At 70.9% G+C, this 20,789-nt stretch carries 19 protein-coding genes; 6 read left to right on the forward strand and 13 right to left on the reverse strand.

The window, feature by feature from the left end; all coding sequences use genetic code 11:
- Positions 1 to 251 precede the first annotated feature (251 nt).
- The gene (locus tag AB0B89_RS15225; RefSeq protein ID WP_358552602.1) at positions 252 to 1,766 is read left to right on the forward strand and encodes an FAD-binding oxidoreductase; all 1,515 of its coding nucleotides are present in this window, start codon (positions 252 to 254) and stop codon (positions 1,764 to 1,766) included.
- A gap of 10 nt (positions 1,767 to 1,776) precedes the next feature.
- Here AB0B89_RS15225 and AB0B89_RS15230 read toward each other — a convergent pair whose 3' ends face one another.
- From AB0B89_RS15230 to AB0B89_RS15285, 12 genes are all read right to left on the reverse strand, one after another.
- Positions 1,777 to 3,657: an acetoacetate--CoA ligase gene (locus AB0B89_RS15230; protein ID WP_358552604.1), complete on the reverse strand. Its 1,881-nt coding sequence runs from the start codon at positions 3,655 to 3,657 to the stop codon at positions 1,777 to 1,779.
- Positions 3,658 to 3,796: 139 nt separating this feature from the next.
- On the reverse strand, positions 3,797 to 4,504 hold the full coding sequence (locus AB0B89_RS15235) for a haloacid dehalogenase-like hydrolase (RefSeq protein ID WP_358552606.1): 708 nt from the start codon (positions 4,502 to 4,504) through the stop codon (positions 3,797 to 3,799).
- A gap of 143 nt (positions 4,505 to 4,647) precedes the next feature.
- A complete protein-coding gene (locus AB0B89_RS15240) occupies positions 4,648 to 5,286 on the reverse strand; it encodes an HAD hydrolase-like protein (protein WP_358552608.1) in 639 nt (212 codons plus the stop codon).
- A gap of 106 nt (positions 5,287 to 5,392) precedes the next feature.
- Positions 5,393 to 5,899: a hypothetical protein gene (locus tag AB0B89_RS15245; protein ID WP_358552610.1), complete on the reverse strand. Its 507-nt coding sequence runs from the start codon at positions 5,897 to 5,899 to the stop codon at positions 5,393 to 5,395.
- A 190-nt stretch (positions 5,900 to 6,089) separates the two neighbouring features.
- On the reverse strand, positions 6,090 to 6,743 hold the full coding sequence (locus AB0B89_RS15250) for an HAD family phosphatase (protein WP_358552612.1): 654 nt from the start codon (positions 6,741 to 6,743) through the stop codon (positions 6,090 to 6,092).
- Positions 6,744 to 6,794: 51 nt separating this feature from the next.
- Positions 6,795 to 8,522, reverse strand: a complete 1,728-nt coding sequence (locus AB0B89_RS15255; protein WP_358552614.1) for a glycoside hydrolase family 3 N-terminal domain-containing protein — start codon at positions 8,520 to 8,522, stop codon at positions 6,795 to 6,797.
- Positions 8,523 to 8,610: 88 nt separating this feature from the next.
- Positions 8,611 to 10,281, reverse strand: coding sequence for a phosphoenolpyruvate--protein phosphotransferase (gene ptsP, locus AB0B89_RS15260; protein WP_358552616.1), 1,671 nt, complete (start codon positions 10,279 to 10,281; stop codon positions 8,611 to 8,613).
- Positions 10,282 to 10,303: 22 nt separating this feature from the next.
- Positions 10,304 to 10,561 carry an HPr family phosphocarrier protein gene (locus tag AB0B89_RS15265; protein ID WP_358552618.1) on the reverse strand — a complete coding sequence of 86 codons (258 nt, stop codon included), beginning with the start codon at positions 10,559 to 10,561 and terminating at the stop codon, positions 10,304 to 10,306.
- A gap of 81 nt (positions 10,562 to 10,642) precedes the next feature.
- Positions 10,643 to 11,281, reverse strand: coding sequence for an HAD family phosphatase (locus AB0B89_RS15270; protein ID WP_358552620.1), 639 nt, complete (start codon positions 11,279 to 11,281; stop codon positions 10,643 to 10,645).
- A 43-nt stretch (positions 11,282 to 11,324) separates the two neighbouring features.
- Entirely contained in the window at positions 11,325 to 11,774 is a 450-nt protein-coding gene (locus AB0B89_RS15275) for a PTS glucose transporter subunit IIA (RefSeq protein ID WP_358552622.1), read from the reverse strand.
- Between the two features lie 32 nt (positions 11,775 to 11,806).
- Positions 11,807 to 12,043, reverse strand: coding sequence for a PTS glucose/sucrose transporter subunit IIB (locus AB0B89_RS15280; RefSeq protein ID WP_358552624.1), 237 nt, complete (start codon positions 12,041 to 12,043; stop codon positions 11,807 to 11,809).
- Between the two features lie 40 nt (positions 12,044 to 12,083).
- Positions 12,084 to 13,118, reverse strand: a complete 1,035-nt coding sequence (locus AB0B89_RS15285; protein ID WP_358552626.1) for an SIS domain-containing protein — start codon at positions 13,116 to 13,118, stop codon at positions 12,084 to 12,086.
- Between the two features lie 159 nt (positions 13,119 to 13,277).
- On the opposite strand from AB0B89_RS15285, the gene AB0B89_RS15290 reads away from it, so the two are divergent.
- From AB0B89_RS15290 to AB0B89_RS15300, 3 genes are all read left to right on the forward strand, one after another.
- The gene (locus tag AB0B89_RS15290; RefSeq protein WP_358552628.1) at positions 13,278 to 14,018 is read left to right on the forward strand and encodes a GntR family transcriptional regulator; all 741 of its coding nucleotides are present in this window, start codon (positions 13,278 to 13,280) and stop codon (positions 14,016 to 14,018) included.
- A gap of 30 nt (positions 14,019 to 14,048) precedes the next feature.
- The gene (locus AB0B89_RS15295) at positions 14,049 to 15,380 is read left to right on the forward strand and encodes a PTS transporter subunit EIIC (protein WP_358552630.1); all 1,332 of its coding nucleotides are present in this window, start codon (positions 14,049 to 14,051) and stop codon (positions 15,378 to 15,380) included.
- A gap of 208 nt (positions 15,381 to 15,588) precedes the next feature.
- Positions 15,589 to 16,128, forward strand: a complete 540-nt coding sequence (locus AB0B89_RS15300; RefSeq protein WP_358552632.1) for an Rv3235 family protein — start codon at positions 15,589 to 15,591, stop codon at positions 16,126 to 16,128.
- A 116-nt stretch (positions 16,129 to 16,244) separates the two neighbouring features.
- Here the strand turns inward: AB0B89_RS15300 and secA are convergent, their stop codons facing one another.
- Entirely contained in the window at positions 16,245 to 19,049 is a 2,805-nt protein-coding gene (gene secA / locus AB0B89_RS15305; RefSeq protein WP_358552634.1) for a preprotein translocase subunit SecA, read from the reverse strand.
- A 293-nt stretch (positions 19,050 to 19,342) separates the two neighbouring features.
- Here secA and AB0B89_RS15310 point away from each other — a divergent pair, with 293 nt between their 5' ends.
- Together AB0B89_RS15310 and AB0B89_RS15315 are read left to right on the forward strand one after the other, a co-directional pair.
- Positions 19,343 to 19,630, forward strand: coding sequence for an HGxxPAAW family protein (locus AB0B89_RS15310; protein WP_358552636.1), 288 nt, complete (start codon positions 19,343 to 19,345; stop codon positions 19,628 to 19,630).
- Positions 19,631 to 19,759: 129 nt separating this feature from the next.
- Positions 19,760 to 20,782 (forward strand): crosslink repair DNA glycosylase YcaQ family protein, encoded by a 1,023-nt coding sequence (locus tag AB0B89_RS15315; RefSeq protein ID WP_358552638.1) that lies wholly within the window; start codon positions 19,760 to 19,762, stop codon positions 20,780 to 20,782.
- Positions 20,783 to 20,789: the final 7 nt, after the last annotated feature.

Below are 20,789 nucleotides of genomic sequence, written 5' to 3' on the forward strand. Positions count from 1 at the left end.
TTCCAGATGGTCACGACCCAGACCCCGGTCTCCGTTGACCGGGTCCTCTCTGGCCGTACCCGATATCAGCCCATCACACGTGAAACGTCAACTTGTCCGGAATCGTGCGCAATTCCCTGATCGGACGAGCCTTCGACCCCATCACGTGCGCCGTGACCGATCTGTGATAAACCAAGCCACCCTCGCGGACGTCTCACTCAACGAGCGCGACCTTTCGCGACCGATGACCCGTTCTTGGGGGATGAGTGACCATGCGCCCCGCGCTCGACCGCCGGAGTTTCCTCCGCGCCTCGGCCACCTCCGCCGTCGCAGCCACGGCGGTGGCGAGCGCCTGCGGGAACACCGGGGCGGCCGCGCGCGCCGCCACCGGGACCACGGCGCGGACGGGCCCCTCGCCGTCGGACTGGACCTCCCTGGGCAAGGGCCTGGCCGGGCGCCTGATCCGCCCCGGGGACGCCTCGTACGACACGGCCCGCCGTCTGTACAACCCCTCGTTCGACGGCATACAGCCCGCCGCCGTGGCGTACTGCGCGAACCCGTCGGACGTGGCCGAGTGCCTGGCCTTCGCCAAGCGGCTCCGCGTGCCGGTGACCTCGCGGTCGGGCGGCCACAGCTATGCGGGCTGGTCGTCCGGGACGGGTCTCGTCGTGGACGTCTCGCGCATGAACGGCGTGCGCGCCACATCGGGGCGCGCGGTCGTGGGCGCGGGCGCGCAACTGGTCGACGTGTACGACCGGCTGGCCTCGCATGGAGTGAGCATACCGGGCGGCTCCTGCCCGACGGTGGGCATCGCCGGACTGACCCTGGGCGGGGGCATCGGCGTCGTCGCCAGGAAGTACGGCCTGACCTGCGACGCGCTGGAATCGCTCCAGATCGTCACCGCCGACGGCCGGGTGCTGACCTGTGACGCCGACCACGAGCCCGAGCTCTACTGGGCCTCGCGCGGCGGCGGTGGGGGCAACTTCGGCGTCGCCGTGTCGTTCACCTTCCGCACGCACGCCACGCGCGACGTCACGCTGTTCTTCCTGCACTGGCCGTGGTCGCGCGCCCGCAAGGCGATCGCCGCCTGGCAGGCGTGGGCGCCCTTCGAACCGGACGCCATGTGGTCCAACCTCCACCTGACCCGGGATCCCTCGCTGGACCTGCAGATCGGCGGCCTCTACCTCGGATCGCGGGCGGACTGCGAGCGCCGGCTGGAACCGCTGATCGGAAAGATCGGCGCCCAGCCCTCCACCCGCTACGTCACCCAGACGTCCTACCGCCAGGCCATGATGATCGAGGCGGGCTGCTCGACCCGCACGGTGTCCCAGTGCCACCGGCCGGGAAGCCTTCCGGGGCAGACGGCCGACGGCCGCTTCCCGCGCGACGCGTTCAGCGCCAAGTCGCACATGGCCTACGGGCCCCTGTCGGCCGCGGGCATCGGCGCCCTGGTCGACCAGACGGCCCGCCCGGGACGGCACGCCGTGCTCCTCGACGCCCTCGGCGGCGCGGTCGGGCGGGTACGGCCGGGAGCGACCGCGTTCCCGCACCGCACGGCGCTGTTCAGCGTGCAGTACTACGCGCACATGGCGGGCGCGGCCGCCTGGCTGCGCGGCGCGCACGCCGCCATGGCTCCGCACTTCGGCGACCACGCCTACGTCAACTACATCGACCCGGCCCTGAGCGGCTGGCGTCAGGCCTACTACGGCGCCAACGCCGGCCGCCTCGCCAAGGTGAAGGCCGCCTACGACCCCGGGCGCCTCTTCCGCTTCCCGCAGGCCGTCTGACCGGGGCCGGTCACGGGACGAAGTGCTTCAGCACCTCGGGGTTGGCCATGGCGCCCGTGTTGGCGGCCTTCTCCACGGGGGTGCCGAGAAGGATCTTCCTTACCGGCACCTCCAGCTTCTTGCCGCTGAGCGTGCGGGGGATGCCGGGCACCTCGCGGATCTCGTTCGGCACGTGGCGCGGGGACAGCTCGCCTCTGATGGCCTCCTTGAGCTTCGTCACCAGCGCGTCGGTCAGCGTGCCGCCCTCGGACATCGTCACGTACAGCAGCAGCCGGCCCTCCTGCCCGAGCTGGCCGGTGTCGATGACCAGGCTGTCCTCGATCTCGGGGAACCGCTCGACGACGCGGTAGAACTCGCTGGTCCCCATGCGCACCCCGCCGCGGTTCAGCGTGGAGTCGGACCTGCCGTAGATCACGCAGGAACCGTCAGGCTGGATCTTGATCCAGTCACCGTGCCGCCAGACGCCCGGATAGTCGGCGAAGTAACTCTCCTGGTAGCGGGCGCCGTCGGGGTCGTTCCAGAACATGACGGGCATCGACGGCATGGGCCGGGTCACCACCAGCTCGCCGACCTCGCCGACCACCGAATCGCCCTCCGGGTCGTAGGACTCGACGGACGCGCCGAGGCAGCGGCAGGGGATCACCCCCGCCCTGACCGGCAGCACGGGCACCGCGCCCACGAACCCCGTGCACACGTCGGTGCCGCCGGAGAACGATCCGAGCTGGACGCCCGGCAGGACGTCGTACAGCCAGCCGAACCCTTCGGGCGGCAGCGGCGAGCCGGTCGAGCCGACCCCCCTGAGCCTCTCCAGGCCGGACGGGCTCAGCTCCGCGCGCATGGAGGCGATGATGTACGGCGCGCCGGTGCCGAAGTAGGTGACACCCTCCTCGGCCGCCAGCCGCCAGAGCGCGTCGGGTCCGGGGTGCGTGGCGCTGCCGTCGTAGAGGACCACGGTGGCGCCGACGAGCAGGCCTCCCACCAGGTAGTTCCACATCATCCAGCCGGTCGTGGTGTACCAGAGGAACACGTCGCCTTCGCCTAGATCCTGATGAAAGGTGAGCGCCTTCAGGTGCTCCAGCACGATGCCGCCGTGGCCGTGGACGATCGGCTTGGGCAGCCCCGTGGTGCCCGAGGAGTAGACGATCCAGAGCGGATGGTCGAACGGCACGGGCTCGAAGGCGAGCGGCGCGGGCTCGGCCCGCAGCCCGTCCCAGGAGTCCGTGCCGACCATCACGGTCGCGACCAGGCTCGGGAGCTTGGCCGCGATGTCGGCCACCACGGCCGACCGGTCGAAGGAGCGGCCGTTGTAGCTGTAGGAGCCGACCGCGATCAGCACCTTGGGCGTGATCTGCGTGAACCTGTCGACCACGCTGGAGGCGCCGAAATCGGGCGAGCAGGACGACCAGATCGCGCCGAGGCTCGCGGTGGCGAGGAAGGCGATCAGTGCTTCAGGGGCATTGGGAAGATACCCCGCGACGCGGTCTCCCCGGGTGACCCCGAGCCGCACCAGGCCCGCCCTGACCCGGGCGACCTCCTCCGCGAGCTCGCCGTACGTGAACGAGCGCCGGTCGCCCGCCTCGTCGCGCGAGATCACGGCGAGGCGGCCGGGGTCTCCGCGCAACGCGTTCTCCGCGTAGTTCAGGGTCGATCCCCCGAACCATTTCGCGGCCGGCATCGTCCCGCTGATGACGGGCCCGTCGCCACGGTCGCCGACGACCGAGAAATAGTCCCAGACCGAGGTCCAGAACTCTTCAGGAGCCTCGACCGACCAGCGCCACAGATCTTCGTAACCGTGCTCGGAACGCCCCAGCCACGTGGCGAACCGGGTGACCTTCGCGTCGCGGATCACCTCGGGGGACGGCTCCCAGAGCAACGCACCTTCCTCAACCATGGCCCCATCCTGTCGGAGCCCCCCGCCCCGCCGCCATCCCGCCCGCCCACACATCGGCGCCCACCGGCCTGGTAATCCCCTTGCCGGGCACGGCGCGGCCGGCTCGTGGCCGATGCGGACTCAATCCACGGCCTCTGGGTCAGGCGGACTTCCGGTCGAGGGGGCTGGTGAGGCGGGCGACCGCCGCGACCACCTCGGAGGCGTTGGCCAGGTCCTGCAGCACGATGTCCGCGCCCGCCTCGCGCAGCTCGGCCGAGGTCGAGCGGCCCGACGCCACGGCGATCATCGCGGCTCCGGCGATGCGGGCGGCCTGCACGTCTCTGGCCGAGTCGCCGATCAGCACCGTGTTCGACCCGTCGCAGGCGAAGCCGTACATCTGCTTGACCCTGCCCTGGGCGACCTGGAGGAGCGTCGCCTTGGGGTAGACCTCCTCGCCGTACCCGCCGACCTCGAAGTCGACGTACTTCTCCAGGCCGAACGCCTTCAGCTTGAGCATGGCGTTGGCCTTGACGGTCCCGGTGAGCACCGACTGGACCACCCCTTCGAGCCTGGCCACGGCCTTCAGCGCGTCCTTGGCGCCGGGCATGGCGCGCCCGTCCTTGTCGAGACGCTTGCGCCGGGCGGCGAACGCGGCGGAGAGGGCGTCGATGAACCGGGGAAGGTGATCGTCACCGGTCACGATGCCGTTGATGGCGAGCGTCTCGAAGATGATCTCCGAGTCGGGGCGGCCCATCGCGGGCGCCAGCTTCACCAGCGGGCGCCCGGTGACCTGCCGGAACGCGTCGGCGTAGGCGTCACGGGTGACGATCGCCACGTCGACCAGGGTGAGGTCGACGTTCCAGAGCACGAGACGGTTAATGGGGGGCCTCCGAAGGCGTGAGGGGTGCGCGCTCAGAGTACGACGATCGCGCGCCCCCGACGCCGACCCATGCCCAACTCGTCACCCGTCGAGAGGAATGTCCCGGACGGCCGCTCCCGTCGCGGGCCCGGTCACTTGGCGTGGTCGAAGGCCTTGGACAGGGACTCGACGACCGGGAAGCCGGAGGCCGCGAGCTCGGCGCGGCTGGTCATGCCTCCGGTGTACAGGACCGCGTGGGCGCCGACATGCTCGGCCGCGTGAGCGTCGTCGATGCTGTCGCCGATCACGAGGATCTCGGACGGCTTCACGTCGAGCGACTCGATGTGGACCACCATGTGCTCGGCCTTGCCCCCGCCCGGCGCGCCGTTGCTCAGGCCGTCGATGCGGGCGAAGTACTCGGAGATGCCCAGCTCGGCGGTCTTGCTCACCAGCCGGTCGTGTGCCCACATGGACAGCAGCGACTGGGTGCGCCCTGAGTCGGCCCAGCTGCGCAGGCAGTCGAGCGCCTCCTCGGCGAGGGCGCACGAGAGCATCAGCCGGTGGTAGTGGTCGTGGAACGCCTGGTCGAGCCTCTCCCACTCCCCCTCGTACATCGGCCGGCCGAGGATGCGCTCGTAGGCGACCCAGATCGGGCGGGTGTAGGCGGCCCGGAAGCCGTCGTTGTCGAATGCGGCCACGCCGTAGGGTCTGAACACCTCGTTCGTGGCTCCCACCACGGCTTCGATGTCGTGGAAAAGCGTGCCGTTCCAATCCCAGATGATGTGCTTCATAACAAGGTCCAGAATAAACGAACCCCTTGCACCAAGCATTGGAATATAGGGGTGGCACTGTGACCACATCCCGGTCACGCGGAACGGCGGCCGGGGGCCCGGCCGGTCAGGTGAGGAGGTCGGGGATCTCCTGGGTGGCGTACCACAGCAGCTCGTGGGCCTCGGCGCCGTCGGCCTCGAACCGGGCGTCGTCGTCGCCCGCGTCCGCCGCGAAGACGGCCGCGAGCGCCGTCTCCACGTCGGGCACGGCCTGCGGGTCGTCCACGTGCGCGGCGGCGATCTTGTTCATCGGCACCGCGACCGGGATCCGCACCCGCGAGCGGTCCTCAAGGTCCGTGCCGGCCTTCACCATGTCGTCCGGCACCTCGGCGGCGATCACCACGCGTCGTGCCGGGACCTCCACGCCGTCCGCGCGGTCGGCCGCCAGCATCCGCAGGGACGCCCTGGCGGCGTCCGTCAGCGCGACGTATTCGAGCTCCTCGGTGTCACCCGAGACGTACCACTCGACCAGTGCGGGGGTCACCGCGTAGCCGGTCAGCGGGGCCGGGCCGACCTCCCCCGTGGCGACCACACGGGCCAGCGCGGGAAGGGTGCACGGCAGGTAGACGCGCATGCGTTCGTTCCTCAATCATGATATTTCCGGATATCGGTGCCAGAGCGGCGGCCGATCAACTCCACGAGTGTGCCAGGCGCCGCGCCACCGTCCGTACAGGATCGCGCAAGGCGGCCCGCGAAACCCACCACGGGCCGCCCTCAGATAGTGCCCCCTGGACGGCCCGAGCCGGCGCGCGGCGCGCGCCGGGTCACACGCCGGGGCGCAGGGGAAGGCGGCACAGGGCCTCCACCGCCGCTATGGTCGCGTCGGCGTCGCGGTGGTGCAGGCCGACGATGCCGAGCGAGCGGGCCGCCACGATGTTCGCCTCGATGTCGTCGATGAAGACGCACTCTTGCGGGCGCAGCCCCACCAGGCCCAGGGCGTGGTGGAAGATCCGTGGCTCGGGCTTGCGCATGCCGACCTCGCCCGAGATCACGACCTGGTCGAAGTAGTCGTCCCAGCCGTCCCTGAGGTAGTGGTCGCCCCAGGAGTTGGAGAGCAGGCAGGTCGACAGGCCCGCCGCCCGCGCCGCGCGCAGCATCTCGTACATGGTCGGCACCGGCCGGAACCCGGCGAACATCCGCGCCAGCAGCCCTTCGGCGATCGGCGAACCGCCGTCGAGCGTCACGAGCTTGGCCGCCAGGTCACGCTCGAACTCCGCCGCGTCGATCTCTCCCCGCTCAAGGGCGTGGATCGGGCTCTCCCCGTCGACGCTCCCCTCGTAGGCATGGCGTATGAGCTGGCGCATCAGGTCACGGTAGTGCGCGTCGTCGATCGCGTCGGCGGCGAGCCATTCGGCGATGGCCTCCTGGAGGTTGGTGGTGAGCACGCCGCCCCAGTCGATAAGCACACCCTTTACCACGTCTGCTCCTTATGTCCGGCTCGGCCTTTCAGAGTAAGCCGAAGCCGGTTCCTACCGGATCCCCAGCCCCACCGGAAGGACCCCCCTGGGCTTGAGATGCCCGGTCAAAGCCTTGGCGGCCGCCCTGAGAGACGCCTCGCCGTCGGAGTAGACGGCCAGGGCCGTGTCATAGCCCCGAAGCCGCGCCAGCTCGTACGGAGCGCCCATGGAGACCACGACGACCCTCTTGCCGGTGGCGGCCATCGCGGACAGGAGCCGTGCCTGGGCCGGGCCCGCGTCCTTGGTGGTGACGACCACGGTGTCGGCGCCCGCGGCGGCCGCTCGGGCGCTCGCGATCTGGGCGGCGGTCGGGGTGTCCCCGGTGCCCGCCGCCGACGCGCCGTCGAGCATGCCCGCGAGACGCCTGCCCGCCGGGCCTGTGACCAGCACGTCGCCCTTCACGGGAAGGCCGCCCGCCCCCTTCACGGGCGTCACGGAACGGTCGGCGATGCCCTGGGCCGCCTTGCGGTGCTCGTCGGAGCGCAGGATCCCGGCGGCCTTGCCGGCGTCCGCCATGGGGCCTTCCAGGATCCCCCTGGAGGCCTTCAGCGCCAGCAGGCGCGTGACCGACCGGTCGAGCCGCGCGCGCGAGATGCGCCCGGACTTGACCGCGGCGAGCACCGCGCCGTAGGCCTTGGGGAAGTCCGGCGGCATCAGCAGCAGGTCCACGCCCGCGAGGATCGCCCGCACGGCCACCTCCGCGTCGCCGTACCTCTCCCGCACCCCCTTCATGTCGAGGGCGTCGGTGGTGACCACGCCGTCGTAGCCGAGCTTCTCACGGAGCAACCCGGTCAGGATCGGCTTGGAGAGAGTCGCGGGATCGCCCGACGGATCGAGCTTCGGCATCACGACATGGGCGGACATCACGATGTCGACCCCGTGCCTGGCCGCCGCCCTGAACGGCGGCGCGTCGAGCTTCTCCCACTGCGACCGCGAGTGCCGGATCACCGGCAGGCCGCTGTGGCTGTCGACCCGCGTGTCGCCGTGCCCGGGGAAGTGCTTGGCCGCGCTGCCCACGCCCGCGTCGTGGAACCCGTCGACGGCGGCCCCGACCATGGCCGCCACCCGCGCGGGGTCGGACCCGTACGAGCGGGAGCCGATCACCGGGTTGGCCGGGTCGACGTTGACGTCGGCGACCGGCGCGAAGTCGACGTTGATGCCGAGGGCGCGCAGTTCCTCGCCGGTCACCCGAGCGGCCGTACGGGCGTCGGCCGGGTCGCGCGTGGCGCCGATGGCCATGCTCCCTGGCACGTCGGTTACCAGGGGGCTGAGCCGCGAGACCAGGCCGTTCTCCTGGTCGGCCCCGATGATCAGGGGGATCTCGGAGGCCCTCTGCAGGCCGCGGGTCAGCTTGACGATCTGCCCGACGTCCGCGACGTTGCCCGCCCAGGGGAACAGGATGACGCCGCCAGGATGGTATTTGCGGATCACCGCCTCGGGAGTGGCCAGGCCGAACCTCGCCTGGTTGTCGCCGTGGGCCCCGTCGGCGCGCGAGCCGTACAGGACGGGCATGAAGAGCTGCCCGACCTTGTCCTCAACGCTCATCCCGGCGAGCCTCGCCGGGAGCGACGGGCTGGGGGCCGTGCCGGCCTCGGGCGAGGTGGCGGCCAGGGTGGGCCGGGGCGGCGCGCTCGTGGCCGTGGTCGCGGGGGTACGCGCCGCTTCGGAGGACGCCCCCGCGCACCCCGCGGCCATCGACACGATCATCACAAGCGCCGCCGCGCGCAGAGGTCCACCCATGGCCTCAACCGTATCGGCGTCGTCGCGTGGCGGGCTCGCCGTTTCGGGACGCGGGACCCGCTGCTCGCGGGTCAGCGCTCGAAGAGGCTCAAAGAGAAAGGCCGGCGAGTCCGGGCAGGTGCGCGCGGGCGGCGGCGCGGGCGGCCTCGGCGGTGCTCGTGGCGCGCGCGGCAGCGGCGGCGGCCCTGCACTGGCCGAGAGTGTGGCGCGCCAGCGTGGCCCGTACCCACGGCAGCGCCGGCGCGCCCATCGACAGCGACGTCACGCCGAGGCCGACCAGCACGCAGGCGAGCGCGGGATCGGACCCCGCCTCTCCGCAGACCCCGCACGGGACGCCCGCCGAGGCGGCGATCGCGACGAGGTCGAGCATGACGGGCTGCCAGGGGTCCTGGTAGACCGCCAGCGCCCCCACCTCCCGGTCGGCCGCGAAGACGTACTGCGCGAGGTCGTTGGTCCCGATGGAGAAGAAGTCCACGGCCGGGGCGAGATCGGCGGCCCTGAGCGCGGCAGCGGGGATCTCGATCATGATCCCGGCCGACGGGAGGCCGGCCGCCCGGCAGGCGCCCGCGAACCAGGTGGCCTCCTCGGCGCTCGCCACCATCGGGGCCATGACGTGGAGTTCGGCCGAGGTGCCCTCGGCTGCTCGGGCGAGCGCCCGGAGCTGGCTCATCATCACGTCCGGAAATATCCGCAGAATCCTGAGCCCACGCTCGCCCATGGCCGGGTTGGGCTCGTCCCCGGTGGGAGGCAGGAAGCCCAGCGGCTTGTCCGCGCCCGCGTCGAGCACGCGCACCACCACCGGGGCGCCCGGGAACGCGGACAGGACCTCGCGGTAGGCGGCCTCCTGCTCCTCGTCCGAGGGCGCCGCCTCGCGGTCGAGGAAGAGGAACTCCGTGCGGTAGAGCCCCACGCCCTCGGCGCCGTGCTCCAGCGCCGCCGCGAGGTCGCGCGGGCCTCCGACGTTGGCCAGCAGGGCCACGGGATGTCCGTCCGAGGTCGCGCCGGGCCCCGTGGCCGAGGTCAGGACGGCCGCGCGGGCCTCGGCCGCCTCGATCGTCGCGGTGACCTCCTCGTCGGAGGGCACGAGCCCGACCATGCCCGTGGTGCCGTCCACGAGCACGAAGGTCCCGTTCACGATGGAGGTCGCGCCCGCGCAGGCCACCACGGCCGGCACCCGCATGGAGCGGGCCAGGATCGCGGTGTGGCTGGTCGGGCCGCCCTGCTCGGTAACGAACGCGGCGACGACCTCCTTGGACAGCACCGCCGTGTCGGCGGGCGCGAGGTCGCGGGCCACCAGCACGTACGGGCGCTCGCCCTTCTCCGGGAGTCCGGGCATCGGCATGCCCGTCAGCTCGGCGATCACCCGATCGCGGATGTCGTCCAGGTCGGCGACCCGCTGCCCGAGGTATCCCCCGATCTCCGCCAACATGTCGTGATATCTGCCGAAAGCCTCGTAGACGGCCCGCTCGGCGGCCGTACCGGCGTCGATGAGCTCGGCGACCTCGGCGGACAGGGCCGGGTCCCGCGCGATCAGCGCCTGCGCCGCGAGCACCTCGCGCGCGTCGCCCCCCGCCGCCTCACCGCGGGCGGAGAGCTCCGCGGCGACCCGCTCGACGGCGGCCTCGGCCCGCGCCGTCTCGCCCACGGGATCGCCGTCGTGCCGCGATCCGGCGGGCGGTTCGGGGACGGCGCCCCCCAGAAGGTACGCGGGACCGTACCCGGCGCCGGGGCTGACCCCGGCCCCCGTCAACCTCTCCATCGCGACCCGGCTGACGGGGTTCTCACGGAGCCGACACGATCGCGGCCAGCTCGTCCAGCAACCGGTCGGCGCCGTCGCCCTCCGCGTGGATGACGATCGCCTCCCCGTTTTTGACGTCCAGCGCCAGGATGGAAAGGATGCTCTTCGCGCTGACCGGCGCTCCGCCGGGCTTGGCGACGGTGACGTCGATGGGTGCCTTGGCGGCGGTCTGCACGAACGTCGCGGCTGGACGGGCGTGCAGGCCGACCTCTGACTCCACGATGACCTTGCGCTCGGGCACGTTTCCTCCTCAACTGGCCGGGCGGTCCGGACCACCCGTTCAAATCAGTACGACTAGCGCGTTATTCCAAAAGAAGACGCCTTATAGCGATAACGGCCAGTCAACACCGGTTAGATCGGATACGACCAGATCGGCAGCGGACAGTTCGCTCACGTGGTGGGTTGTCGCGACCCCCACGCAAGTCATACCCGCGGCCTTGGCCGCCGCGATCCCCGCGAGCGAATCCTCGAAGGCCACGCACTCCCCCGGCCGCACGCCGATGGCCCGCGCTCCCGCGAGGAAACCGGCGGGATCGGGCTTTCCGATGATCACGTCCTCGCCGGAGACGATGGTACGGACCACGTCTCCGATCCCGAGCAGTTCGAGGCAGCTCAGAGCCCACCACCGCCGCGCCGAGGTGACGAGCGCCACGGGAAGGCCGTGGCCGTCGATGCGCCGGACGAGTTCGGCCGCGCCAGGGACCGGGCTGACCTCCGGCAGGTCGGGCCTGTCGTAGTAGGACCTCAGCTCGGCCATCAGGTCGTCGATGCGCCTGCCCGGGAACAGCACGGCCTTCTCGGCCAGCACGTCAGGCCCCCGCCGTCCCATGAACTCCCTGAGCAGGTGCTCGTCGTGGTCGACCCCGTGGTTCACCAGCAGGGTGCTCCACAGCACGAGGCTCCGCCGCTCGCTGTCCACCAGCGTGCCGTCGAGGTCGAAAAGCGCGGCCTTCGCTCCCACCGCCGTTCCCCCTGACTCTCGGTCGCACCGGTCTTCCCGGGGCTCAGTCCCACTGGAAGAGCCGGTCCCCCGCCCGTACGGGCCCGGCCGTGACGACGGCGCTCACAGTACCCGGCCGGGCGTCGAGGGCGACCACCGGGCAGACCGGAGACCTCCCGCCCGCCTCGATGGCGGCGGGGTTCCACGCCACGACGGGCTGGCCGGCCCTGACCCGCTCCCCCTCGCCGGCGAGGAGCCTGAACCCCTCGCCCCTGAGCTGCACGGTGTCGATGCCCAGGTGGACGAGGACCCCCCTGCCGTCCTCGCCCACGATCACGTACGCGTGGGGGTGGAGCTTCAGGATCCTGCCGTCGATGGGCGCGAGCACCTTGCCGGGCTCCCTGGCCGGGTCGATGGCCGTGCCCGGTCCCACCAGGCCCTGGGCGAAGACCGGGTCGGGCACGGCGGCCAGCCCCACGACGGACCCCGCCACCGGGGCGAGAACAGTGGTCACAGGCCTCCCGCCTTGGCGTCCCGGCGCGGGGATCAAGCGATGATGTCGTCGATGTCAGAGGCGATCGTGTCGGCGTCGGGGCCCACCACTACCTGGACGACATTGCCGGCCGCCATGACGCCGTGGGCGCCGGCCGCCTTCAGCGCCGCGTGGTCGACCTTGGACACGTCGCGGACCTCGGTGCGGAGGCGGGTGATGCACGGCTCGATGTCGATGATGTTGTCGGCGCCACCGAGCCCGGCGATGATCGCGTTCGCGTCTGCCGCCATATCCGTCCTCCTCATTACGCCCGAGGTCAAGGTAATGAGGTTATTCGGTCTGCGTCACCTTGTTGAGGCCGCGAGGAGAGTCGGGGTCGATGCCGCGCCTGCGGGCGAGCGCCTCGGTCAGCATCTGCCCCGGCACGATGAGGCCCATCGGCGCCACCCATTCGGGCAGCGCCGGGCCGTTGAGCGCGGCGGTGGAGGCCGCCTTCAGCTCGGGGCCGCCGCCCACGCCGAAGGCGGACGCCCCTGCGCCGGTGACCCGCCGGGCGAGGGCGACGGTGCCCGCCAGCGTCGGACCCTCGTCGGCCGCCACGAGCAGCGCGGGCGTGCTCTCGTCCACGACGGCGATCGGCCCGTGGAGCAGGTCGGCGTACGACAGGCCCATGGCGTGCAGGTAGCACGCCTCCTTGAGCTTGAGCGCGGTCTCCAGCGCGGTCGAGAACGCCATGCCCCGGCCGGAGACGACCACGCCGGACACGTGGGCCAGCCCCTCGACCACCGTGTCGAGGTCGCCCGGGTCCGCGATCAGCTGCTCGACCGCGTCGGGCACGCGGTTGAGGTCGTCGGCGTCCACGTCCGCGCCGAGCCCGAGCGCCAGCACGGCGAGGGCGGCGAGCTGGGTGGTGTAGGTCTTGGTGGCCGGGACGGCCTTCTCCTCGCCCGCCTCGGTACACAGGGCGAGGTGGGCGGCCTGCGCGAGCGGCGACTCCGCTCCGCCGTTGGTGATGGCGACCGTGCCGGCGCCGCAGTCCTTGGCCCAGGTGAGGGTCTCGACGATCTCCTCGGTCCTGCCCGACTGCGAGAGCGCGACGGCGAGCACGCCGGTGAGGTCCAGCTTGCGCTTGTAGGTGGTGGCGATGGAGGGGGCGGCGAGCGAGGAGAGCCTGCCCGCGTGCGCCTCGATCAGGTAGCGACCGTAGACCGCGGCGTTGTCGGAGGTTCCCCGGGCGATGAAGACGAGCTGCCGGGTCTGGCCGCCGAGCTTCCTCACCTCGTCGATCCGCGGGAGCAGGGCATCGAGCGTGGCTCGCAGCGCGGCCGGCTGCTCGGCTATCTCGCTGCGCATCTTGGTCGTCATCCGTGCCCGTCCTTCAGCTGCGGAGGGCGAGATCGGGCCGTTATCGATCCGTCGCCGGTCCGTACGTTGACACTCATTTCTGGCGTGTGGTCTAGTCCGGACTAGACCAGCACAAACTTTAACTTATACCCGCAGCGAGATCGAGAGGGGAGGGGATCAGTGGCCCAGATCGACCCCGACAGTCCCGTGCCGAAGTACTTCCAGCTTCGCGAGATCCTCCTCGACCTCATCGAGAACAACGAGCTCTCCATCGGGGCGGCGATCCCCTCCGAGCGAGAGCTCTGCCAGCGTTTCGGCCTGTCACGCATGACCGTACGCCAGGCGGTCGACCACCTGGTCTCCGAGGGCCGGCTGCACCGCGTCGCGGGCAAGGGCACGTTCGTGGCCCGTCCGAAGATCGAGATGGCGCTGCGGCTCACCTCCTTCAGCGACGACATGCGGGCCCGCGGCATGGAACCGGGCTCCCGCGACCTGGACCGCCGGGTGGTCCGGGCCAGCGCGCACCTCGCACGGGAGCTCGGCATCCAGCCGGGCGAGGCCGTGCACTTCATCGAACGGCTGCGCACGGCGGACGGGGAACCGCTGTGCATCGAAAGGGCCCACATCCCGGTGTCCTTCGCGCCCGACCTGGAGACGTTCGACCTGTCCGGCCGCTCGCTCTACGCGCTACTTGAGACGCGCCACGGAGTGGTGCTGGACGCGGGAGAGCTGACCATCGACGGTGGAATCGCCGATCCGGGCGACGCCGATCTGCTCAAGCTGCCCCGGGGCGGAGCCGTGCTGCTGCTCCAGCGCCGGTCTTTCTCGGGCGGCGTCTGCGTCGAGTTCGGGGTCTCGACCTACCGTGCCGACCGGTACCAGCTCCGCACAGTGCTGGAGATACCGAACCGGCGCAGCTGAGCCTCCCATTCCATTCCTGGAGGAAAGCCGATGAGCTCGACCTCGGCCGACGCGGGCTCGCCCGCAGCCCCCTCATCCGCCTCCGCCCTCATGGCGATCATGTCCCGCATCGGCCGCTCGCTGATGCTGCCGATCGCCGCCCTGCCCGCCGCGGGCCTGCTGCTCCGGCTGGGCCAGGACGACCTTCTCGGACGTACGGGGAACGCGGCCCTCGACAAGATCGCCGAGGTCGTCGGGGGCGCGGGCGGGGTGCTCTTCGACAACCTCCCCATCCTGTTCGCCATCGGCGTGGCCGTCGGGTTCGCCCGCCGCTCCGACGGGTCCACGGCGCTCGCCGCGCTGATCGGCTACCTGGTCTTCGACCGGGTGTCCAAGCTGCTGTTCTTCGACGCCTCCTCCGGGTTCGCCGTCCACAAGAGGGTCGCGCAGACGGTCGTCGGGGCCGACGGCAGGCCCACCGAAGTGATCAACCTGGCGGCGGGCAACCCGACCGGCGTGCTCGGCGGCATCGTGATCGGGATCGTCGCGGCCCTGCTCTACCAGCGCTACCACCGCATCAAGCTGCCCACGTGGCTGGCGTTCTTCGGCGGCCGGAGGTTCGTGCCGATCGTCACGGCGTTCGCGGCGCTCCTGCTCGGCGTGGTGTTCGGGCTCCTCTGGCAGCCCGTCGGCGAGTGGATGACCAGCTTCGGCCGGTGGCTCGCCGACCACTCCACGGCCGGCGCGGGGATCTACGGCGTGTTCAACCGGCTGCTCATCCCCCTCGGCCTGCACCACTTCCTGAACTCGATCGTGTGGTTCCAGGTGCCCGACTGCACCGTCGCGGGCAGGCAGTTCGCGGGCGACCTCACCTGCTACCTGCAGGGCAACCCCGGGTCCGGCGAGTTCATGGCCGGGTTCTTCCCCGTCATCATGTTCGGCCTGCCCGCCGCCGCCCTCGCCATCTGGCGCGCCGCCCCGCCGCACCGCCGCCCCGCGGTCGGCGGCATCATGATCTCGGCGGCGCTGGTGGCCTTCGTCACCGGGATCACCGAGCCGATCGAGTTCGCTTTCATCTTCGTCGCCCCGCTGCTCTTCGTGATCCACGCCCTGCTCACCGGGCTCTCGATGGCCCTGGTCGCCGCGCTGGACGGGCATCTCGGCTTCAGCTTCAGCGCGGGCGCGATCGACGCGACGCTCAACGCCACCAAGTCCAACACCGACAAGTTCTGGCAGATCATGTTCCTCGGCCTGATCTACGCGGTGGTGTACTACGTGGTGTTCAGCTTCCTGATCAAGCCGCTGAACATCCTGACCCCCGGGCGCGAGCCCGAGCCGGACGTGGACTCCGGCGAGCCCGGCACCCGCGCCAACGCGCGCTGAGCGGGTTTCGGACGGCCCGTCTCCTCACGGCGTACCCGCCGCAAACGGCGCATGACGGGTCGCCTGACGCTCCAACCGGCGGTGATCTTTACGGCGCAAGCCGTACGAACCGGCCCCGGGCGGAGGAAGTTGGAGGCCGCCGTATCACCGGGCCGGGCCGGAAACTCCTTAGTGCGTCAAGATTCGCCGACGACACCGGAGTGCCCCGATGTCCCGTCTCCCCCTCCCCCGACGCGCCCCCCGGCCGGTCACCCTCCCCCGGCTGCGCACCGTCCCCCCGGCCGACCCGCCCTACGACGACGAGCGTGGCCCCGGCTCGCCGCCCGTGGCCCCGCCCCCGACCCAGGGGGCGCTCGCCCTGGCCTACGACCCGCCCTGCGAACCTCGCGAGTGGGCCGGGCCGCGACCCTACGCCATCCGCGCGGGCGGGGCGGCCGGGTCGACGCCCGACGAGCGAGGGCTGCGGAGCCTCGGGCAGGCCATGGCCGAGATCCTGGCGGGCCGCCGCCCGCCGAGCACCGTCGCCGACCGCCTCACCGAGAGGGCGTACGCCGAGCTGGTGCGCGCGGGGAAGATGATCGACACCAGACGGCCGCCGATGGCCGGGCTGCCCCACGTCAACCAGCCGCGTGACGGCGCCGTGGAGGCCTGCGTGCTGGTCCACTGCGGCGAGCGCAGCCACGTGCTGGCGATCCGCCTCGAACGGCACGGCACGCAGTGGCTGTGCACCGACTTCGAGACGGCGTGACACACGTTCGAGAAGCGGTGACACACGTTCGAGACGGCGTTGAACACGTTCGAGACGGCGTGACACACGCGAACGGCCCCGCGACCGGTCGGGTCACGGGGCCGTGCGAGAAGGCGTCAGACCTGGACGTTCTTCGGGTCGCCGTGGCAGCGCTTGTACTTCTTGCCGGAGCCACAGGGGCAGGGGGCGTTGCGCTCGACGTTGCCGTACGCGGCACGCTCCTCGGCGGTGGTGCGCACCCGGGTCTGCTCGACCTCGCCGCTCTCACCGGGAGCGCTGTAGATCATCTCCGTGGGCCGCTGCGGCCGGCGCAGCGCCTTGGAGATGATCGCGCTCGCCTCGGAGACGTTGGAGTCGACGGCGGCGACCTCCTCGACGATCGGGTTGTCCTGCACCTCGACCTCAAGGTTGAACAGGTAGCCGACCGACTCCTCCTTGATGCCGTCGAGCATGGCCGCGAACATGTCGAAGCCCTCGCGCTGGTACTCGATCAGCGGATCGCGCTGGGCGTAGGCCCGCAGCGCGATGCCCTCCTGGAGGTAGTCCATCTCGTAGAGGTGCTCACGCCACTTGCGGTCGAGCACCGAGAGGATGACGCGCCGCTCCAGCTCGCGCACGGTCTCGGCGCCGAGCTCCTCCTCGCGCCGCTCGTAGGCCGCGAGGGCGTCGGCCTTGACCCAGTCGGTGATCAGCTGGGGCGTGAGGTTCTCGCGCTCGCCGTCGGCCTCGCGCTCGATCAGCTCGTCGACCGTGATCGAGATCGGGTAGAGCTGCTGGAACGCCTTCCACAGCTTGTCGAGGTCCCACTCTTCGGCGAACCCCTCGGCGGTGGCCGCCTGGACGTACCCCTCGACGACCTCGGTGATGAAGTCGCGGACCTGGTCGCGCAGGTCGGCGCCCTCAAGCACCCGGTGGCGCTCGGCGTAGATCACCTTGCGCTGGCGGTTCATGACCTCGTCGTACTTGAGGACGTTCTTGCGGATCTCGAAGTTCTGCTGCTCGACCTGGTGCTGGGCCGAGGCGATCGCCTTGGAGACGATGCCCGACTCGATCGGCACGTCCTCGGGGATGTTCAGCCGCGTCATGATCATCTCGACGCGGGCGGAGTTGAACAGCCGCATCAGGTCGTCTTCGAGCGACAGGTAGAAGCGGGACTCGCCCGGGTCGCCCTGACGGCCGGAACGGCCTCGCAGCTGGTTGTCGATGCGCCGGGACTCGTGGCGCTCGGTGCCGAGGACGTACAGGCCACCGAGCTCGGTGACCTCCTCGTGCTCGGCCTTGACGGCGTCCTTGGCCTTCTCAAGCGCCTCGGGCCAGGCCTTCTCGTACTCGTCGGGGGTCTCCGAGGGGGACAGGCCGCGCTGCTGGAGCTCGATGTCGGCGCGGAACTCGGAGTTGCCGCCGAGCATGATGTCGGTGCCTCGGCCGGCCATGTTGGTCGCGACGGTGACGGCGTGCTTGCGGCCCGCCTCGGCGATGATCGTGGCCTCACGGGCGTGGTTCTTGGCGTTCAGCACCTCGTGCTGGACGCCGGCCCGCTTGAGCGCCTTGGAGAGCCTCTCGGACTTCTCGACCGAGGTGGTGCCGACGAGGACCGGCTGGCCCCGCTCGTAGCGCTCCTTGATGTCGACCACGCAGGCGTTGAACTTGGCGTCCTCGCTCTTGTAGACCACGTCGGCCTGGTCCTTGCGGACCATCGGCCGGTTCGTCGGGATCGGGATGACGCCGAGCTTGTAGGTCTGGTGGAACTCGTTCGCCTCGGTGGTCGCCGTGCCGGTCATGCCCGACAGCCTGGAGTAGAGGCGGAAGTAGTTCTGCAGGGTGATCGTGGCGAGCGTTTGGTTCTCGTCCTTGATCTTCACGGACTCCTTGGCCTCGATGGCCTGGTGCATGCCCTCGTTGTAGCGGCGCCCGTGGAGCACGCGACCGGTGAACTCGTCGACGATCAGGACCTCACCGTCGACGACGATGTAGTCCTTGTCCTTCTTGTAGAGCTCCTTGGCCTTGATCGCGTTGTTGAGGAAGCCGACCAGGTGGGTGTGCTCCGGCTTGTAGAGGTTGTCGATGCCGAGCCAGTCTTCGACCTTCTCGACACCGGCCTCAAGGACGCCGACCGTGCGCTTCTTCTCGTCGACGATGTAGTCGCCGGTGCTCTCTTCGCCCTCTTTGCCCTCGACGCCGCGGCGGAGGCGGGGGACGATCTTGGCGAACTCCTGGTACCACTTGCCGGACTGCTCGCCGGGACCGGAGATGATCAGCGGCGTGCGCGCCTCGTCGATGAGGATCGAGTCGACCTCGTCGACGACGGCGAAGTGGTGGCCCCGCTGGACGCACTCCTCCAGCGACCACGCCATGTTGTCGCGGAGGTAGTCGAAGCCGAACTCGTTGTTCGTGCCGTAGGTGATGTCGGCGTTGTACTGCTTGCGGCGCTCGTCCGGCGGCATGTTCGCCAGGATCACGCCGACCTCCAGACCGAGGAAGCGGTGCACCCGGCCCATGTTCTCGGCGTCGCGCTTGGCGAGGTAGTCGTTGACCGTGACGACGTGCACGCCCTTGCCCGCGATCGCGTTGAGGTACGCGGGCAGCGTACAGGTCAGGGTCTTGCCCTCACCGGTGCGCATCTCGGCGATGTTGCCGAGGTGGAGCGCGGCCCCGCCCATGATCTGCACGTCGAAGTGGCGCTGGCCGAGGACCCTGCGGGCCGCCTCGCGCACGGCGGCGAACGCCTCGGGAAGCAGATCGTCGAGCGACTCGCCGTCGGCGTGGCGCTGCTTGAACTCAGCGGTCAGCGCGCGCAGCTCGGCGTCGCTGAGGCTGGTGAAGTCGGACTCGATGGAGTTGACCTGCTCGGAGATCCGCTTCAGCTTACGCAGGACCTTGCCCTCGCCGGCGCGAAGAATCTTGTCGAGAATGGCTGGCACTTTTTGTAAAGCTCCTCGCAGGTCTGTACCGCGGCCCGACGGCTGCGGACATGAGGACGAGACATGGTTCCCCGTAGCCATGGTAGGCGGTTTCACCACCGGACACAGCCATCGTCAACGACGCCGTCGGGGCCTCGAAGGTTCCCGGACGCCTCCCACCTGAGGCCTTTACGGGGCACGGCCTGCGGGACGGGGAGTCACGTTGTATATCGTGCGATGGTAAGGGGAGGGAATCTTTGCCTCGGGGCGCCCCTCTGGCGACATGCGAATTTGGACGAAAACAGGGAGTCAGGATGGCCGACAGCGCACCGGCGCAGGCACACAGCGGGCAGTCTCACGCCGGGAGGCCCACCTCGTGGCTCGCCGTCACCGTGATCCTGCTGGGGTTCACCATCGGCGGCATCGCCCTTGTGATGGGTCCCAACTGGTTCCTCTTCTGGACCGGCGCCGGGGTCATCGCGGTCGGCGGCGTGCTCGCCCTGGTCTTCGACATCTTCTCCGATGTCATCGAGGACGCTCCGCGCCACATCGCGGTCCAGGAGCACCACTCCCCCTTCGAGCGGCACGCCGACACCGTCTGACCGCTCCCGCTGAGCCTCGCCCCGGAAGACCGGGCCGCCCCCACCGCCGACGGTCGCGGTGGGGGCGTTCTCTTTCGCGGCGACACCTGCGTATCGGTTTTGTCGGTGGCACGCCCTACCATCGGGTCCATGCCGAACGGTTTCCCCGCCCCCGCGCTGGAGCTCTCCGCCGACGAGGCGCGCCGGGTCATCCTCAGCGCCCAGGGCTTCCTCGGGGCCGGCTCCCGGCGTGGCGGGGTGACCGCCATGTTGCGCCGGCTGGCCGCCGTGCAGCTCGACACCATCTCCGTGCTGGCCCGCTCCCACGAGCTGGTGGCGTACGCGCGGCTCGGGGCGGTCGGCAGGGCCCAGATCGAGCGGGCCTACTGGCACGACCCCGCCCTCGCCTTCGAATACTGGTGCCACGCCGCCTGCATCGTGCCGATCGGCGACTGGCCGCTCTACTCGTTCCGGCGCCGGGCCTACCGCGAGCGGCGCTTCCGGTGGCACGAGGTCCCGCCCACCGTCGACAAGGTGCTCGACCAGGTCAGGAACGAAGGGCCGCTGACCACCACCGAGCTGGGCGGCGCCAAGAACGGCGGCCCCTGGTGGGACTGGTCCGATGTCAAGATCGCCGTGGAGTTCCTCCTCGACATCGGCGAGGTGGTCTGCACGCGCAGGGTCGGCTGGCGCCGCGTCTACGACGTGGCCGAGCGCGTGGTCCCCACCTCGCTCCTCGGGCACGACCTCACCGACGCCGAGTGCGTCGCGCGGCTCGCGGGCATCGCGGGCGCGGCCCTGGGCGTCGCCACCCGCGCCGACCTCGCCGACTTCGTACGCGTGCGCGGCGCCCACGGGGCGCTCCTCGACCAGGCGCTGCTCGACGGCACGTCCGGGCTGGTCCCGGTGCGCGTGGCCGGCTGGTACGACGGCCGGGGCGGTCGCGGCCCTGCGGGCCGGGCCACGCCGTCCAACGCCTGGGCGCACCCCTCCGCGCTGGAGACCGCTCCGCGGGGCCGTCACCGCACGACCCCGCTGTCCCCCTTCGACTCTTTGGTGTGGGACCGCGCCCGCACCGAGCGCGTGTTCGGCTTCACCCCGCGTTCGAGAGCCCGCCGCGAGGCGACAGGCGGCCTCCGCGCGTGGTCACGGAGGTGGAGGAGCACGGCGTGAGCTCGAC

This window comes from Sphaerisporangium sp. NPDC049002 (genome assembly GCF_040649355.1).
Classification (GTDB): Bacteria; Actinomycetota; Actinomycetes; order Streptosporangiales; family Streptosporangiaceae; genus Sphaerisporangium.

What these genes read in the sequence shown, in the direction of transcription:
- AB0B89_RS15225 (WP_358552602.1), top strand. Translation starts at nt 252, where the DNA reads ATGCGCCCCGCGCTCGACCGCCGGAGTTTCCTCCGCGCCTCGGCCACC.
- AB0B89_RS15230 (WP_358552604.1), bottom strand. Translation starts at nt 3,657, where the DNA reads ATGGTTGAGGAAGGTGCGTTGCTCTGGGAGCCGTCCCCCGAGGTGATC.
- AB0B89_RS15240 (WP_358552608.1), bottom strand. Translation starts at nt 5,286, where the DNA reads ATGAAGCACATCATCTGGGATTGGAACGGCACGCTTTTCCACGACATC.
- AB0B89_RS15245 (WP_358552610.1), bottom strand. Translation starts at nt 5,899, where the DNA reads ATGCGCGTCTACCTGCCGTGCACCCTTCCCGCGCTGGCCCGTGTGGTC.
- AB0B89_RS15255 (WP_358552614.1), bottom strand. Translation starts at nt 8,522, where the DNA reads ATGGGTGGACCTCTGCGCGCGGCGGCGCTTGTGATGATCGTGTCGATG.
- ptsP (WP_358552616.1), bottom strand. Translation starts at nt 10,281, where the DNA reads ATGGAGAGGTTGACGGGGGCCGGGGTCAGCCCCGGCGCCGGGTACGGT.
- AB0B89_RS15280 (WP_358552624.1), bottom strand. Translation starts at nt 12,043, where the DNA reads ATGGCGGCAGACGCGAACGCGATCATCGCCGGGCTCGGTGGCGCCGAC.
- AB0B89_RS15285 (WP_358552626.1), bottom strand. Translation starts at nt 13,118, where the DNA reads ATGACGACCAAGATGCGCAGCGAGATAGCCGAGCAGCCGGCCGCGCTG.
- AB0B89_RS15295 (WP_358552630.1), top strand. Translation starts at nt 14,049, where the DNA reads ATGAGCTCGACCTCGGCCGACGCGGGCTCGCCCGCAGCCCCCTCATCC.
- AB0B89_RS15300 (WP_358552632.1), top strand. Translation starts at nt 15,589, where the DNA reads ATGTCCCGTCTCCCCCTCCCCCGACGCGCCCCCCGGCCGGTCACCCTC.
- AB0B89_RS15310 (WP_358552636.1), top strand. Translation starts at nt 19,343, where the DNA reads ATGGCCGACAGCGCACCGGCGCAGGCACACAGCGGGCAGTCTCACGCC.
- AB0B89_RS15315 (WP_358552638.1), top strand. Translation starts at nt 19,760, where the DNA reads ATGCCGAACGGTTTCCCCGCCCCCGCGCTGGAGCTCTCCGCCGACGAG.